Origin of the sequence: Lysinibacillus sp. FSL W7-1291 (assembly GCF_038593415.1) — a bacterium.
GTDB classification, from domain to species: Bacteria; Bacillota; Bacilli; order Bacillales_A; family Planococcaceae; genus Lysinibacillus; species Lysinibacillus fusiformis_D.
Genome location: NZ_CP151994.1, coordinates 957,144 through 972,263, shown reverse-complemented (window position 1 = coordinate 972,263; position 15,120 = coordinate 957,144). Strand labels below are relative to the sequence as shown.

The following is a 15,120-nucleotide window of genomic DNA, read 5'->3' as shown; positions in this document are numbered from 1 at the left end:
CCCTTTGTTTCACCTACTTATTTGCTATATCGTATTTTTTTAAACGCTTCTCATACATGGCCGTATGCACATACGCAATAATAAAAGCCATAGCCATCATGACAATCGTTGTCACAAACCATGTGACTGTCATACCGCCCCATATTTTCTTGAATGCAAATGCTGGAGCAAACCAATTCATAACAGGAATACTAAAAATCAAAATAAAGTAAAATACCGTTAAGCCTAAACCTGTTGTAAATTCATCCTTCATAATTTTATTTGTTGTTGCATCTAGAGGCGGTAGATCTTTCACATCAATTGTTCCTGCCTCCACGTAGTCATAATCATGACTGCCTACTTCCGCCATAAGCTAACTCCCCCTTTGTCATATCAGCGAATAATTATCTGAAATTTCAAATTATTATGCACTACAATTATTTTATTCTATTTCAACCACAATATAGATATAAAATTTTGCTGTATTAGTACAAATAATTGCTATTTTAAGTTAAAATATTTTTATCTTTTCATTCGTAGGAGGCTGGTAGCATTTTAAAGGTGGTATGGTATATGGAAAGCTCATTTGATAAACAGCAAATGAGTGAATGGTTAAAAGAGGTTTTACCAAATGCTTTGGAGGAGTGTAAAGTGCCTAAGCGAGAAGATGAGGTCATTATTGTCTATGAGGTCAATCGGTTATTTGATTGGGTGAAGATTAATCGATTAAAAAGAAATTATCCTAATAGTATAATTGTCCCAATTGTTACAGAACACCTCACCTACTCGACTGGTATAGCAATTGAATTAGTTTTACCTGCACTTCTCATAAAACCATTACAGAAATCAAAATTTTTACGAATCGTAAAAAAACTGTACACATCCTATCAGGACAAGAAAGCAAGTACACTCACAATGCTTGAGCTATCACAACAAGTGTCCCAGCATCATACCTCTCCGTTCAGAGAAGCATTTTTGAAACGTCTTATACGTGGCGAAATTGATAATGAACAAGAAATCATTCAATCTGCATCATTTTTATCAACAAATTGTATTCCTAATATTGTGTTCTTAATTCAGGGCTATATCGATAGTGATGCTATTCCTCATGACGCAAGCAGTAACATTACAAATGTTTTTCGTCAGCATTTTGCCAATAAAGCACCCTTATCTTTTTTACATTTCGAACGCTACTTATTACTTCTCATGAGAATTCCGACTGAGTATAACTCTTTTAAACATTGGACAGTAGGCGAATCATGTCTATTGGAGGTCATCGAGACACTTAAAAAGGACTATTGTATCCATCTTTTCATGGGGGTTGGAGGAGTGTTTCAGGACGCAATGCACGTAAAGGAGTCCTATAGTCAAGCACGAAAAGCACGTAGAAAACCACCTATAGATAATATTCATATCAGATATTATGAAGATTTAACAAAGCATGTGCAGCTTCAAAAGGCCATTCATTATATTGAAGAACATTATGATGAGCAATTGACCGTTCGTGATGTTGCAAAATATATAAGCTTTAGTCCCACACATTTTAGCAGGCTATTTAAAAAAGAGACTGGTCGTAATTTCGTTGACTATGTCGCCTTTACACGCCTCATCAAGAGCTTACCCTTTCTACGGAAGTACGACTATACCGTAGAAAAGATCTCCTCCACCTGTGGCTTTAATACACCTAATTACTATAGTTTAACCTTTAAAAAATATGTAGGAATCTCTCCAACGGACTATCGCAATACGACAGAAATTTTATTTAAATAATCTAACAAGAATCTGCAAAACCTCCATGAAAAAAAGCAAGCCCCCATCAAGGAGACTTGCGTATGATCTACAATAGAAATGCAGATTCTTATTATTCATTTCCGTTAAACGTAATATTTTTCTACAACTTCTGCACAGCGCGCACAAACTGTAGGATGTGCCTCATTTGCACCAATTGTTTCAGAAATTGACCAGCAACGCTCACATTTCTCCCCTGTTGCCTTCTCAACTACAATGGATACATGCTCAAGTGCTAAAGCTTCAGCAGGCGCCTCATCAATAGTAGCTACTTCAAAAGCAGAAACGATTGAAAGCTGTGCAAAGTCAATGTTCACATCATTCAATAAGGCTACAACATCCTCTTTGGCATATACTGTTACTTTTGCTTCTAGTGATTTACCTATTGTTTTAGCATTACGAGCTTCCTCTAATGCTTTTAAGATATCGTCACGTACATCAATAATATTTTCCCATTTTGTACGTAGGCTTTCAAAATTCTCTTGAACATCTACCTCTGGGAAGTCCGTTAATTGAACAGAAACTTCCTCTACAATACCTTGGGCATGTAGATAAGACCACATTTCATCTGTTGTATGAGGGATGATTGGTGTCATGATTTTAACCAATGTCATTAATGTATCGTAAATAACTGTTTGCATCGCTCGACGATCTTTATTGTCGTGACCTTCGATATAGACAACATCTTTTGCAATATCTAAATAGAATGAAGATAACTCGACTGCGACAAAATTATTGACGATGTGATAAACAGCAGCGAAATCATAACGATCATATGCTGCACGAACAGTTTGTAAGACATCCTGTAAACGCATATAGACATATTGATCCATCTCACGAAGCTCTGCATAGGCAACACGATCTTTCTTTGGATCGAAATCAGCGATATTGCCATGTAAGAAACGAAATGTATTACGAATTTTACGGTACACCTCTGATACTTGCTTTAACATATCCATCGAAATTCGTACATCCGCTGTATAGTCAACAGAAGCAACCCATAGACGAAGAATATCTGCTCCATACTGATCCATTACTTTTTGTGGAATGATCACATTTCCTAATGATTTACTCATTTTACGTCCTTCACCATCAAGAACAAAACCATGTGTTAATAGTCCTTTATATGGTGCATAGCCATTAATAGCAACAGATGTAATAAGAGATGAGTTAAACCAACCACGATGCTGGTCAGAGCCTTCTAAGTATAAATCAGCTGGATATTTCATGCCGCGCTCTACAAGTACACCTTGGTGGGATGAACCTGAATCGAACCAGACGTCCATAATATCATTTTCTTTTGTGAATTCGCCGTTCGGGCTACCTGGATGTGTAAAGCCCTCTGGTAATAATTCTTTTGCTGTTTTTTGGAACCAAATATTGGATCCATGCTCACGGAATAATGCTGAGATATGGCTAATTGTTTCAGGTGTAATAATTGGCTCTCCGTTTTCCGCGTAGAAAATTGGAATCGGCACACCCCAAGCACGTTGACGTGAAATAACCCAATCTCCACGATCACGAATCATATTATAAAGACGAGTTTCTCCCCAAGCTGGTGTAAATGCTGTAGCTTTTACAGCTTCTAACAACTCACCACGGAATGCTTCAACAGAGGCAAACCATTGTGGTGTCGCACGATAAATAACAGGTTTTTTCGTACGCCAGTCATGTGGATAAGAGTGCGTAAAGAAGTCAAGTTTTTCTAATGCATCTACTTCTTTTAGTTTTTCTGTTACAAGTTTGTTGGCATCATTATAAAACACGCCTTCAAAACCAGGTGCTTCATCTGTATAACAGCCGCTATTATCAAGAGGGCTAAGAATGCCTAAACCATATTGTTTACCAATATGATAATCGTCTTCCCCGTGTCCAGGAGCTGTATGAACACAACCTGTACCCGCTTCAGCAGTTACGTGTTCTCCTACCATAATAAGAGATTCACGATCATAAAATGGATGCTGCGCTACAAGACGATCAAGTGCTTCCCCTTTTACTTCTTGAACAACCTCATAGTCTTCCCATCCAAGGGCATTCGCTACTGATGTTAATAATTCTTTGGCAATGATGAATTTTTTATTAGCTACAGCAACTACAACATACATAAATTCAGGATTTAAAGAAATGCCTAAGTTTGCTGGTAATGTCCAAGGTGTTGTTGTCCAAATAATAAATTTAGCATCTGCTGGTACAATGCCTTTCGCATCTTTAATAGCAAAGCTAACATAGATTGATGGTGATTTGATGTCCTTATATTCAATTTCAGCTTCTGCTAAAGCAGACTCAGAAGATGGTGACCAATAAACTGGTTTTAAGCCTTTATAAATGTAACCCTTTTCAGCCATTTTACCGAACACTTCAATTTGACGTGCTTCAAATTCAGGCTTTAATGTAATATAAGGGTTTTCCCAATCACCACGAATGCCTAGACGACGGAATTGGGCACGTTGATTATCAATTTGCTCATATGCATACTCTTCACAAAGTTGGCGGAATGCTGCTACTGACATTTCTTTACGCTTTACACCTTTGTTTGTCAGTGCTTGTTCAATTGGTAGACCGTGCGTATCCCAGCCTGGAATATAATTCACATGGTAGCCAGTCATTGAACGATGACGTGTAATCATATCCTTCAATACTTTATTTAAGGCATGGCCGATGTGGATATCACCATTTGCATAGGGAGGACCATCATGTAGAACATATTCTGGACGATCGGCAGTACGTTCCATCTGTAATTTGTTAATATCCATGTCATTCCATTTTTCTTGCGTTTTTGGCTCATTCGCCGGTAGATTCCCACGCATTGGGAAATCTGTTTTTGGCATTAATAACGTATCTTTGTATTCAACCATTAAAATTCCTCCTTTATTTTACCCAAGCATATAGACAATTACTTCTAGGACAGTTATTGGCAAACGCAACTCAAACAATTCGTGAACAAATAAAAAAAGCCCTCAATCCCACTAAGGGACGAGAAGCTTCTACTCGCGGTACCACCCTACTTGTAGCACAAAAATATTGCACTACCTCTTTCAAGCACGTTAACGTCGTGCATCACGAAATAACCTACTTTTTTCAGCTATTTAGCTCAGAAGTGATGTTCAATGTTAGTTGCATGTTTGGGCTCTCACTGTCCCCAAATCGCTTAACTACGCCTAACAAATACTGTCTTCGTCTCTGCCTGTATGCATATCTTTTCAAAATAATTACTATTACAAAGTATATGAAATTCAAACAATGGCGTCAAGTTTCATTTGTCGAGTGCAACCATTAAAAAGAAAAGTTACATCTCTTCAGATTCTTGTGCTTCCTCAACAGATGCTTGAATTTCTGTTAAATCAATATCATATTGAAGCAAATGATCCCAGTCATCAGCATTAAGCAAATCAAGCTGTGCCTCAACAAGCATCTTGAAACGATTACGGAATACTTTAGATTGTTTTTTAAGCTCATCAATTTCAATCGTCACCTTACGAGCTTTTGTTAAAGCATCATTGACAATTCGATCAGCATTTTTCTCAGCCTCTTTTACAATGAGTTTAGCCTCTTTTTGTGAATTTCTTCGCACTTCATCAGCCGCTTCTTGTGCAACAACAATGGACTTCTGCAAAGTTTCTTCTAAGGAGCTAAAATGCCTCGCCTGTTCTAAGGCCATCTCTAATTGCTTATCAACCTCTTTTTTTTCACGTAACAAAATTTCGTAGTCTTTAATGATTTGGTCTAAAAATTCATTTACTTCATCTTCAGCATAACCTCTGAAAGCTTTTGTAAACTCCTTATTATGTATATCAATAGGTGATAATGGCATACAATCCTTCTCTCCTTTACATGTACATTCGTAATTTCTATTATACAATTGTTCCGACAACTTAGCAGTAAAAATTAATGAAATTTACTTCACTTTCAGCTTTTTTGGGCCAATCGACCGATTTGCAGACGGATTTTATCCTTTTTTGTACGGCCTTCTGTCATAATAATTTTCACACGACCGCTCCCTCGTATCGATAAAATATCCCCTTCTTGTAATTCAAAGGCAACTGTATCTCGCTCTGTCCAATTGACACGTACTTTATTCCCAGTAATCAAAGCTTGTGCCTTTTGACGTGACACATTTAAAATGGTAGCGATAATCACATCTAAACGCATGGATGAAACAGTATGAGATTCCTCAAACCACTCATCCTCATTGAAGAGAAGTGGCTCGTCTTGCTTTAAAGATTCAACATGTACCTTGACTTTACCAATACCCGTTAAATGCAAACGAACATAATCTGCTACCTCTTGTGCTACTACAAATTGCACCTGCTGCTCATTGACACGTATATCACCAAATTTACCACGATTCAAGCCTAATGATAACAAGGCCCCTAACACATCTGGATGCCGGAGCTGGACAAATTTCATAGGATAGTGAATTGTAAATACTGTCAGCTGAAAGTCTTCCTCCATAACTTCATAGTAAGCAGGATAAATAAGCATACGCTGTCTCTCTGCCCCGTCAAATAACCCTGCACATGCCGTTTTCAATGTGTCGTCCTGTCCGATAATAGATGTCACGATAAAACGCTGTCTGGGATCAAGAAAATCTGTTAGCTTAGGTGCATAGCGATCCTCTACCTCACGCTGCCAACTTATTACTTGTTCAATAAACGGTTGTTCATCTTTTCGAAAATGCTGAATTAAGTGTTCCATCTCGTTGTCTCCTCTTTCACTAGTTCTATATGCTTGGTGGGCTGGATGAACATAGTATTTCCAAGTTATGACGTCTTTGCATCATTGAGTATAATTTTTTTACATTTACTTGAAAAGCTCTTTTTTCCACTGGGGCAGTCTCATTATACAAGGATATTTGAACACCCGTTAAATAAACCTTTATCACCCTCTATTTTTTTGAACCACCGTTGCTCTTTCCGTACAAAAACATTGCTAAATAAAAAATCCCCACCTAAGAGTGAGGATTTACTGCTAAACGAACATAAGAAATATTTTCTGGATGACTATAACAAGCCCTCGTTCAATAAAATTCAACATGAAGATAGCCACAATTGGTGAAATATCAATCATTCCAAGTGGTGGAATGAACTTTCTGAAAATCCCTAAATACGGCTCACACACTTTTTCAAGCATACGTCCAATGGCTGAATTTTGAGCGGCAGGCACCCAAGACATTAAAATATAGCCAATTAGCATAAATGAATAGATTCTAAATGCTAATGATACATAACCAAGTATTATAAAAAAAGTCATATAAACTACAATCCTCGCTATTAATTATCGTCTAAAATAAAGTTTGTAATTTCACCAGTCACTTCTACATTATCTGGCGTACAAAGGAAGATATCTTTACCGATACGTTGGATATCCCCGGCAAGTGCATAGACTGTACCACTTAAAAAATCAATAATGCGTTTACCTTGCTCTCGTTCAATACGTTGTAAATTGACAATTGCAGCACGCTTATTTTTTAAATGCTCCGCGATATCTTGTGCTTCTGCATAAACTCTAGGCTCAATTAAAACAACTTTTGCTCCCTTAGAGCTCATAGCTGCCTGCAAGCTTACAATGTTGTTAGGCGTTGCTGAACTTTGCGGCATAATTTCTTGAATAGGCGCCCTACGCTCTTTAATCGTTTTTTTAGGCTTTACGGAATGAATCGGTTGCTGTTGTTGTATGGGCTGTTGCTGCTGAATAGGAGCTTGCGTGATTTCTTCTTCTAGTTCTTCTTCAAGGTAAAAGAAGTTTTTAATTTTATTTTTCATGCTCATCCTGTTCCCCTCTTTCATTTCCAACAAGAGCCGTTCCGACTCGAACAAAAGTAGCCCCTTCCTCTACCGCAATTTCAAAGTCATTAGACATGCCCATTGATAACTCGGTACAAGGTGCGTGTGCGAATCCTTGCTCGGCTATTTGCTGTTGACATTGTTTTAATTGCTTGAAAACAGAGCGAATGATTGCTTCGTCTTCTGTATTTGGTGCCATGGTCATTAAACCTACAACTTGAATCTTTGTAAAACTCTTTAACGCTTCTACAAAAGGCAAAACTTCTTCGATACTTAAGCCATGTTTTGATTCTTCACCCGAAACATTTACTTGTACAAAACATTTAACTGGCCGATCTGCTCTTTTTTCAATTTCTTCTGCCAGACTCAAACGATCTAAGGAGTGTAAATAATCAATGCTGTTAATGACTTGTTTTACTTTACGTGTTTGAAGTGACCCGATATAATGCCAATGTACATCAGCATGAATCTCTGCAATTTTACGTTGCAGGCCTTCAGGTCTATTTTCTCCTAAATGAGAGAGTCCTGCATCAATTGCTTCTTGTGTTCTTTCAACAGAAACTTCTTTCGTTACGGCAATTATTTGGACTTTATCACCCTGACGATTGCCTTTTTTTTCTGCTGCTGTTATTAAATCATGTAGTTTGTTTAAATTTGTTAAGATTTTTGTCACTGTTTTTCCCAACTTTACAACAATAGTTTCTTTTATTGTAACAAGCAATGCTTGATTTATCAATGAATAGCCTGACCTATGTCAGTTTACATTCACCACAATTTTATTAACATAGTCTTAGGAAAGTGCTTTAACTAAAATAACATCCTTGCCAACGACAAGCACATCTTTCATATACACTTTTCTTACAGACTCTTCCCCTTTAAAAAAACCAAGATATTTACGAGGCTCTGCAATCAAAAATGCTGTCACATAGCCCGTTTCTTTTGAGACTTCAGCATCTATTACAAAACCTATAAATCGCCCATTTCCTGCTTCAATCACTTCTTTTTGCTGTAATAATGAAAAACGCAATGACATACCTCCTCTATTCTTTATTTTTGTACATTCATTTCTATCATCAAACTTAGCTGTTACTTTATATTTATGTATCACTTGTTCATTGAATGAAGATAAAATGCGCACCGAATAATCCGATGCGCATTTTTTTATTTGTAATCTTTTTGCATTGTTTCAATAGCATTTTTTTCAAGACGTGAAATTTGTGCTTGGGATATCCCCAATTCCTTCGCGATTTCCGTTTGCGTTTCGCCATAATAGAAACGTTTTGCAACGATCATTTGCTGACGTTCATCTAGCTTTTGCAAGCTTTCCTTTACCGACACGTAGGCAACCCATTGATCCTCTGATACATCATCATCACGTAATTGGTCCATCATATAAACAGCGTCTCCACCGTCTGAATAAATGGGCTCCTGTAATGAAACTGGATCTTGAATGGCATCTAAAGCGAATAAAACATCTTCTTTTTTCATGTCAATCATCTCAGCAATTTCTTCAATCGTTGGTTCACGCAAATTATCGGTTATCCATTGCTCTTTTGCCTGCATTGCCTTATAAGCTATATCTCTTAGAGAGCGCGATACACGCAATGCATGATGATCACGCAGATGGCGACGAATTTCACCAATAATCATTGGTACAGCATATGTCGAAAATCTTACATTATGCTTTAAATCAAAATGATCAATGGCTTTCATGAGCCCAATACAGCCCACTTGAAATAAATCATCTGCCTGTTCACCCCGATAGGCAAATCTACCGACAATACTAAGCACTAACCTTAAATTGCACATGACAAGCTCTTCTCTAATCTCAGTTTCTCCAGCTTGTAAACGGATGAAGAGTTCCTTCATTTCCTCGTGCTTTAAAATTGGCAAAGTCGATGTATCTAAGCCGCAAAGATCTACTTTTGTTCGCATATTCGATTCCTCCGGATGTTATTCTCTGACTAAACCGTGACATCAGTTTGTCCGAGAGAAACAAGAATATGCACAAAAGCTGCGACCAATTTTAGGCAGGTTAAATTTCCCTTTCTACGAAATCGGTTGATTTAAATTTTCACGTAAATCTTGAATAATTTTCTTTTCTAATCGGGAAATATATGATTGCGATATGCCTAAATGATCTGCCACTTCTTTTTGAGTCATTTCAACTTTTCCATTGAGACCAAAACGACATTCCATAATATACCGCTCTCGCGCACCTAATAAATTAATCGCATGGAACATATGCTGACGTTCAATTTTCTTCTCAACATTATCAAGAATAATATGCTCTTCTGTTCCTAAAATATCTGACAGTAATAATTCATTTCCATCTGCATCAGAATTTAGTGGTTCATCTAGTGAAACTTCACCCTTCATACGACTTGTTTTTCGTAAATGCATTAAAATTTCGTTTTCAATGCAACGTGATGCATATGTTGCAAGCTTAATATTTTTATCAGTATTGAACGTTTCAATCGCCTTAATTAAACCAATCGAACCTATGCTGATTAAATCTTCTATTGGCGTGCCTGTGTTATCAAAACGTCTTGCAATATATACAACAAGACGTAAATTACGTTCAATTAGTGTGTCTCTAGCACGTAAATCACCGTTCATAAAGGATGCAATGACTGTAACTTCTTCTTCTCGACTTAATGGCACTGGCAATGAATCATTTCCCCCTATATAGTACGTTTCACGACTCCGAAACTTACTCCATAATTTTTTCAAGCTAGCAAGTAGCCTAAGAAGCAATAGTTCTCCCCCTCTATGAGTTATTTGAAAGCGCTGAAAAATGTAAAATTGCTGCTGTGCTATGTGGAAAATTTTTAGCTTTCTTGGTTAAAACGATATATTCATTCGTTTTCACTTGTGAGGGCTCCCCCTTTATATGCCACTCATCAAAACGAAAACCAAGCACTACGGTTTGCTGCTGTACCGTATTAACATGAATAAATCGTATATAACGCTGATAATCTTCTGAAAACATGGATACATTGTACGGATCTGTTTCTTGCCATTCTATTAATGATTGACGGAACGCTGAAGGTAAATGTGGCCGTAAAGCTGTATAGGAAACAAAATGAACCGGCTTTCCTGATAATGGCTCAATAGCTTGATTACCTGTATCCACAAAAGCAGAAAGTGGTATGGTTGCCCCAAAAATTTTTAAAGTTGTATCAAAAACAAATTGACCACTTAAGCGTTCTAGCTTTACAAAACCCCATTGCTTGTAGAATGCAATAAGATTTAAAACTGCAAGTAAAAAGCAAATCATAATAAAATGGGTAACAGAAAGATTTTTCAAAAAAGGTTGTAGAGCTGTTAATAAACCGCCAATAACGATTGTTGCTGTTAATACAATAGGACCTTGCTTCTGAAAACTTCGAATCTTGAAGTGAAATGCTATACCAATTAGCAATATAAAACTAAGAATCGTCGTCCACAGCATTTGACCGCCAATGACAGCTACAAAACTACTACAAATTGAACTCATTAATAATCTTGAATTCTTCACCAAGACCCCTGTTACTCTTGCCGTAAACGTGAGTATTGCTAGATTAAAAAGCGTATTAATGAGCACCAGCCATTCTCCATACATAACAGCCGCCTCCTACTTACAAAGTTAGCACGTTATTCCCACAAATATTGTCAAACAATCGCATCATTTCCTGAAAATGTTTTGACAAAATACATGGTTTCCTTACACATTTGAACAACATGTTATGCAATATAAAAAGCTCGTACCCTACCTAAGTAGAATACGAGCTTTCTAGAAGATTTATGCTTGTTTTATCCGCGATTTTTGCGGTTACGTAAAAATGCAGGTACTTCAAGCATGTCATCCTGTGCATAATGTTGCTGATTTTGACGTGGCTGCTCTTGTTGAACATGCGTTTCTTGTCGTTGTTCACGAATCGGCGCCTGTTGTTGTGGAGCAGATTGTCTGTTTATGTTGAGTGACGGTTTTGCTGTATTACGTTGTTGCTGTAGTGCTTCTTCAGTGAAGCCAGTCGCAATAACTGTAACAATGATCTCATCTTTAAGATTTTCATTAATAACAGAACCGAAAATCATATTTACTTCTTCATCTGACGCAGAAGCTACGATATCTGCCGCTTCTTGTACTTCAAATAAACTTAGATTTGAACCACCTGTAATGTTCATAAGGACACCTTTAGCACCATCAATTGACGATTCAAGCAATGGACTTGAAATTGCTTTCTTCGCAGCTTCAGAAGCTCTATTTTCGCCTGTTGCGATACCAATGCCCATTAATGCTGAACCTTTGTTAGACATAATTGTTTTCACGTCAGCAAAGTCTAAGTTAATAAGACCAGGTGTTGCAATTAAATCCGAAATACCTTGTACACCCTGACGTAAAACATTATCAGCTTCTCTGAAGGCTTCTAACATTGGTGTTGATTTATCAACAATTTGTAAAAGCTTATCGTTCGGAATCACAATCAGTGTATCTACTGATTCCTTCATGCCACCAATTCCACCGATTGCTTGTGTTTGGCGCTTACGTCCTTCAAACGTAAATGGGCGTGTGACAACCCCTACTGTAAGGGCTCCCAATTCACGTGCAATTTGTGCAATAACTGGGGCTGCACCAGTACCTGTTCCGCCACCCATACCGGCTGTCACAAATACCATATCTGCCCCACGAAGAACTTCTTCTAGCTGTTCTCTGCTCTCTTCAGCAGCTTTTTTTCCTACTTCAGGATTTGCACCTGCACCTAGTCCACGCGTTAATTTAGCACCAATTTGTAGCTTTATTTCCGCTTTGGATAAGTTTAATGCCTGTGCATCTGTGTTCACTGCGATAAAGTCAACGCCTTGTACACCATGTTCTATCATTCGATTGACCGCGTTGTTACCGCCGCCACCAACACCTATGACCTTTATTACTGCAAGTTCATCAACACTTGTATCAAATTCTAACATCTCTTTTTCCTCCCACGGTAACTCGACTCTGTATCATTCATTACGCATTCTAGTTAATCAAAAAACTTATCAAATAATTTTTTTGCTTTCCCGATTACGCTTTCTTTTGGTTCTGAAGGTGTAGAATACTCTTGCTTTTTATTTATAGCTGGTTGAGCCCCTACAGCTGCATATTCAACAGGTTGCGTATTCGTACTCTTACCGTAAAAATCATCTTCTAAATAGGCGTAACGAATAAGTCCAACTGCCGTCGCAAATGAAGGCTCTCTAACGCCAATATAATCGGGTGTATAGATTCTTACACGCGTTTGTAGAATTTGACGTGCCAATTGGGCTATTCCTTCAAGCTTTGCAACGCCACCGGTTAAAACAACGCCACCTGGTAAATCTCGAACACCTAAACGCGCCAACTCATCAATCACTAACTCCAATAATTCTTCTAATCTAGCGCCAATAATTTCTGAAATATAACGCTGACTGTACTGATCAGTTGAATCTGTACCTACAACAGGCACTTCAAAGACTTCATCATCAGATGCATCGTCATAAAAGGCATGTCCAAATTGGTGTTTGATCTGCTCTGCTTGTTCTGTTGGTGTTTTTAAAACGATTGAAATATCTTTCGTTATATGATCACCACCAACTGGTATGACACCCGTATGCGTTAACAAACCCTCTTCAAATACCGTGATTGTTGTAGATCCGCCTCCTAAGTCTATAAAGGCAGTCCCTTGGTTTTTTTCATCTTCAGTTAATGCAAAGTAGCCTGATGCTAATGGCTGCAAATATATTTCTCGTATACTTAAACCAGCTCGTTCTACACAGCGAAGAACGTTGTGTAGAAGCGTTTTGGAAGTCGTTATCATTGTTGCATCCATCTCAAGGCGGATGCCAATCATACCACGAGGATCTTTAATTTCATCAAGGTTGTCTACAATAAACTGTCTTGGAATGATGTTAACTAATTCACGTTCAGGAGGTATCGACATGACTTGTGCAGATTCTACCACTCTGTCTAAATCATCATCTGTAATTTCTCTATTTTCACTATTCACAGCGACAACACCTTTAACTAGCTGTAACATCGTCTGGTTAGCTGGAACGCCTAAAACGACTTCATGAATTTGATAACCTGTCATTCGTTCGGCTTGTTCTACTGCTTTTCGAATAGATTGTACTGTTGCATCAATATCAACAATTGCACCTTTTCGAACGCCATTCGATTTTACATTTCCGACGCCAATTACATGTAATTGCCCGTCACTCATTTCACCTATTAATACCTTGATAGAGGAGGACCCAATATCAAGTGAAATGTATAAATCTTGCTGATTCAATTCGCTGCACCTCCTTGAAAAATGCTCTTATTTTCATTCTATTGTAAATTTGGCATAATGTCTAAGCAAATCGAGTATTTTGGTCAATTTTTCTCTCATTCTATGGAAGTTCTTTTTCTCTTGTGACGTTTTTCATCTAAGCGGGTTAGTAATATACGCCTAATTATTGCTATATTTTGGAACAAACGTACTCCAAAAGCGAAAATGGCTGCTAAATACAAATCAATCCCTAAGTTCACGCCTATAAAGGCTAAACCCGCTGCTAGAACTATATTAAAAAAGAATCCTGATACAAATACTTTATCGTCGTAAACTTGCTGTAATTGCGCGCGAATACCACCAAATAATGTATCTAAAGCTGCTAAAACAGCTATTGACAGATAATTTTCATACATAGAGGGGATTTGTATATTTGTTAACAAGCCAAGGGCAAGTCCAAATAGCAAACCTAAAAATGGTAGCCACATATATTAATCTCCTTTTTTTACCTCTGCTAAATAATCATTTGTCAATGGCTGATCAAATGCTGGAATTTGTAACTGCTCAGTTGGCTCTTCAATCACTAAATTAAAATTATCTAAATAAAATGAGTCTACAAATGTTGAGGCTTGTAGTGAATTATACAATTTTTGTGCTGCTTTATAATTGCTTGTCCCAACATGAACCTCGAAAGTAGGGGAAGACAATGGTATACTATTCACTGTTGTCTTACCATTTATATCCCGAATGGCTGTTGTTTGTACAACACGGTTGCCATCGATGGAAACACTCGTAGCATCATTTTTAAAAAGCGTATTTAATAACTGAGTTAATAAATCGGGTGAAATTTCTTTAATTTCATACCCCATTTCAATTAATTCTGGTGCAGGTTCAACATGTAGTATGACGCCTGCCCCCATAACTTCTGTTAATCCTGCCTGTAGCTTTAAACGATTTAATGTTTCATTTAAAGCTGCTTGCTGATTTACTTTCTCAGATTGCTCATAGCGATCCACTACTTCATGAAGTGAGCGAATTTCTGCCAGTAATGCGGAATGTCTTTGTTTTTCTTGTGCTAATTCCTCTCTTATTGCCCAAATATCTCGTGTATCTCGCTCAGCTGGTTTTTGTATGGTATTGTATTGTACCGCTATCATCAAACCGATAATAAATAGCACGATCGTTATTCGGGTGTACATATTTCTTTTCAAAATAGCCCCTCCTAGACGTATCGCATGCCCCGCAGAATTCATATTTGAATTGTAAATACTACAATCGTCTATTTATCTGGAGGCTAAGTT

Annotated in this window: 16 protein-coding genes and 1 other annotated feature; of the genes, 1 reads left to right on the top strand and 15 read right to left on the bottom strand. The window is 37.6% G+C overall.

The annotated features are described in order from the left end of the window. Window positions 1-13: 13 nt before the first annotated feature. Window positions 14-349: a hypothetical protein gene (locus NST76_RS04510; RefSeq protein ID WP_036125161.1), complete on the bottom strand. Its 336-nt coding sequence runs from the start codon at window positions 347-349 to the stop codon at window positions 14-16. 203 nt (window positions 350-552) lie between these two features. On the opposite strand from NST76_RS04510, the gene NST76_RS04505 reads away from it, so the two are divergent. Further along, window positions 553-1,749 carry an AraC family transcriptional regulator gene (locus NST76_RS04505; protein WP_036125166.1) on the top strand — a complete coding sequence of 399 codons (1,197 nt, stop codon included), beginning with the start codon at window positions 553-555 and terminating at the stop codon, window positions 1,747-1,749. Window positions 1,750-1,853: 104 nt separating this feature from the next. Here the strand turns inward: NST76_RS04505 and ileS are convergent, their stop codons facing one another. The 14 genes from ileS to NST76_RS04435 form a co-directional block, all read right to left on the bottom strand. Then, on the bottom strand, window positions 1,854-4,622 hold the full coding sequence (gene ileS, locus NST76_RS04500; RefSeq protein ID WP_036125168.1) for an isoleucine--tRNA ligase: 2,769 nt from the start codon (window positions 4,620-4,622) through the stop codon (window positions 1,854-1,856). Window positions 4,623-4,733: 111 nt separating this feature from the next. Beyond that, window positions 4,734-4,957, bottom strand: a binding site (T-box leader). Between the two features lie 96 nt (window positions 4,958-5,053). After that, window positions 5,054-5,578, bottom strand: coding sequence for a DivIVA domain-containing protein (locus tag NST76_RS04495; RefSeq protein ID WP_036125171.1), 525 nt, complete (start codon window positions 5,576-5,578; stop codon window positions 5,054-5,056). Window positions 5,579-5,673: 95 nt separating this feature from the next. Further along, window positions 5,674-6,462, bottom strand: a complete 789-nt coding sequence (locus tag NST76_RS04490) for an RNA-binding protein (RefSeq protein WP_058843471.1) — start codon at window positions 6,460-6,462, stop codon at window positions 5,674-5,676. A gap of 273 nt (window positions 6,463-6,735) precedes the next feature. Continuing rightward, complete coding sequence (locus NST76_RS04485; RefSeq protein ID WP_058843470.1) at window positions 6,736-7,017, bottom strand: YggT family protein; 282 nt, start codon at window positions 7,015-7,017, stop codon at window positions 6,736-6,738. Window positions 7,018-7,037: 20 nt separating this feature from the next. Beyond that, window positions 7,038-7,535, bottom strand: a complete 498-nt coding sequence (locus NST76_RS04480; RefSeq protein WP_036125175.1) for a cell division protein SepF — start codon at window positions 7,533-7,535, stop codon at window positions 7,038-7,040. After that, window positions 7,519-8,223, bottom strand: coding sequence for a YggS family pyridoxal phosphate-dependent enzyme (locus NST76_RS04475; RefSeq protein ID WP_036125178.1), 705 nt, complete (start codon window positions 8,221-8,223; stop codon window positions 7,519-7,521). The genes NST76_RS04480 and NST76_RS04475 overlap by 17 nt, the downstream gene beginning before the upstream one ends. A gap of 117 nt (window positions 8,224-8,340) precedes the next feature. Beyond that, on the bottom strand, window positions 8,341-8,583 hold the full coding sequence (locus NST76_RS04470; protein WP_230593885.1) for a YlmC/YmxH family sporulation protein: 243 nt from the start codon (window positions 8,581-8,583) through the stop codon (window positions 8,341-8,343). A 128-nt stretch (window positions 8,584-8,711) separates the two neighbouring features. Further along, window positions 8,712-9,485, bottom strand: a complete 774-nt coding sequence (gene sigG, locus NST76_RS04465) for an RNA polymerase sporulation sigma factor SigG (RefSeq protein ID WP_004227313.1) — start codon at window positions 9,483-9,485, stop codon at window positions 8,712-8,714. Between the two features lie 114 nt (window positions 9,486-9,599). After that, complete coding sequence (sigE, locus tag NST76_RS04460) at window positions 9,600-10,307, bottom strand: RNA polymerase sporulation sigma factor SigE (RefSeq protein WP_009373518.1); 708 nt, start codon at window positions 10,305-10,307, stop codon at window positions 9,600-9,602. Window positions 10,308-10,320: 13 nt separating this feature from the next. Then, the gene (locus NST76_RS04455; RefSeq protein ID WP_036125177.1) at window positions 10,321-11,154 is read right to left on the bottom strand and encodes a sigma-E processing peptidase SpoIIGA; all 834 of its coding nucleotides are present in this window, start codon (window positions 11,152-11,154) and stop codon (window positions 10,321-10,323) included. 191 nt (window positions 11,155-11,345) lie between these two features. Next, the gene (ftsZ, locus tag NST76_RS04450) at window positions 11,346-12,503 is read right to left on the bottom strand and encodes a cell division protein FtsZ (RefSeq protein WP_058843469.1); all 1,158 of its coding nucleotides are present in this window, start codon (window positions 12,501-12,503) and stop codon (window positions 11,346-11,348) included. 53 nt (window positions 12,504-12,556) lie between these two features. Beyond that, complete coding sequence (gene ftsA, locus NST76_RS04445) at window positions 12,557-13,840, bottom strand: cell division protein FtsA (protein WP_036125235.1); 1,284 nt, start codon at window positions 13,838-13,840, stop codon at window positions 12,557-12,559. Window positions 13,841-13,935: 95 nt separating this feature from the next. Further along, complete coding sequence (locus NST76_RS04440) at window positions 13,936-14,307, bottom strand: small basic family protein (protein WP_036125237.1); 372 nt, start codon at window positions 14,305-14,307, stop codon at window positions 13,936-13,938. Between the two features lie 3 nt (window positions 14,308-14,310). Next, entirely contained in the window at window positions 14,311-15,030 is a 720-nt protein-coding gene (locus NST76_RS04435; RefSeq protein ID WP_036125239.1) for a DUF881 domain-containing protein, read from the bottom strand. Window positions 15,031-15,120 lie beyond the last annotated feature (90 nt).

What these genes read in the sequence shown, in the direction of transcription:
- NST76_RS04510 (WP_036125161.1), bottom strand. Translation starts at nt 349, where the DNA reads ATGGCGGAAGTAGGCAGTCATGATTATGACTACGTGGAGGCAGGAACA.
- NST76_RS04505 (WP_036125166.1), top strand. Translation starts at nt 553, where the DNA reads ATGGAAAGCTCATTTGATAAACAGCAAATGAGTGAATGGTTAAAAGAG.
- ileS (WP_036125168.1), bottom strand. Translation starts at nt 4,622, where the DNA reads ATGGTTGAATACAAAGATACGTTATTAATGCCAAAAACAGATTTCCCA.
- NST76_RS04495 (WP_036125171.1), bottom strand. Translation starts at nt 5,578, where the DNA reads ATGCCATTATCACCTATTGATATACATAATAAGGAGTTTACAAAAGCT.
- NST76_RS04490 (WP_058843471.1), bottom strand. Translation starts at nt 6,462, where the DNA reads ATGGAACACTTAATTCAGCATTTTCGAAAAGATGAACAACCGTTTATT.
- NST76_RS04485 (WP_058843470.1), bottom strand. Translation starts at nt 7,017, where the DNA reads ATGACTTTTTTTATAATACTTGGTTATGTATCATTAGCATTTAGAATC.
- NST76_RS04480 (WP_036125175.1), bottom strand. Translation starts at nt 7,535, where the DNA reads ATGAGCATGAAAAATAAAATTAAAAACTTCTTTTACCTTGAAGAAGAA.
- NST76_RS04470 (WP_230593885.1), bottom strand. Translation starts at nt 8,583, where the DNA reads ATGTCATTGCGTTTTTCATTATTACAGCAAAAAGAAGTGATTGAAGCA.
- sigG (WP_004227313.1), bottom strand. Translation starts at nt 9,485, where the DNA reads ATGCGAACAAAAGTAGATCTTTGCGGCTTAGATACATCGACTTTGCCA.
- NST76_RS04455 (WP_036125177.1), bottom strand. Translation starts at nt 11,154, where the DNA reads ATGTATGGAGAATGGCTGGTGCTCATTAATACGCTTTTTAATCTAGCA.
- ftsZ (WP_058843469.1), bottom strand. Translation starts at nt 12,503, where the DNA reads ATGTTAGAATTTGATACAAGTGTTGATGAACTTGCAGTAATAAAGGTC.
- NST76_RS04440 (WP_036125237.1), bottom strand. Translation starts at nt 14,307, where the DNA reads ATGTGGCTACCATTTTTAGGTTTGCTATTTGGACTTGCCCTTGGCTTG.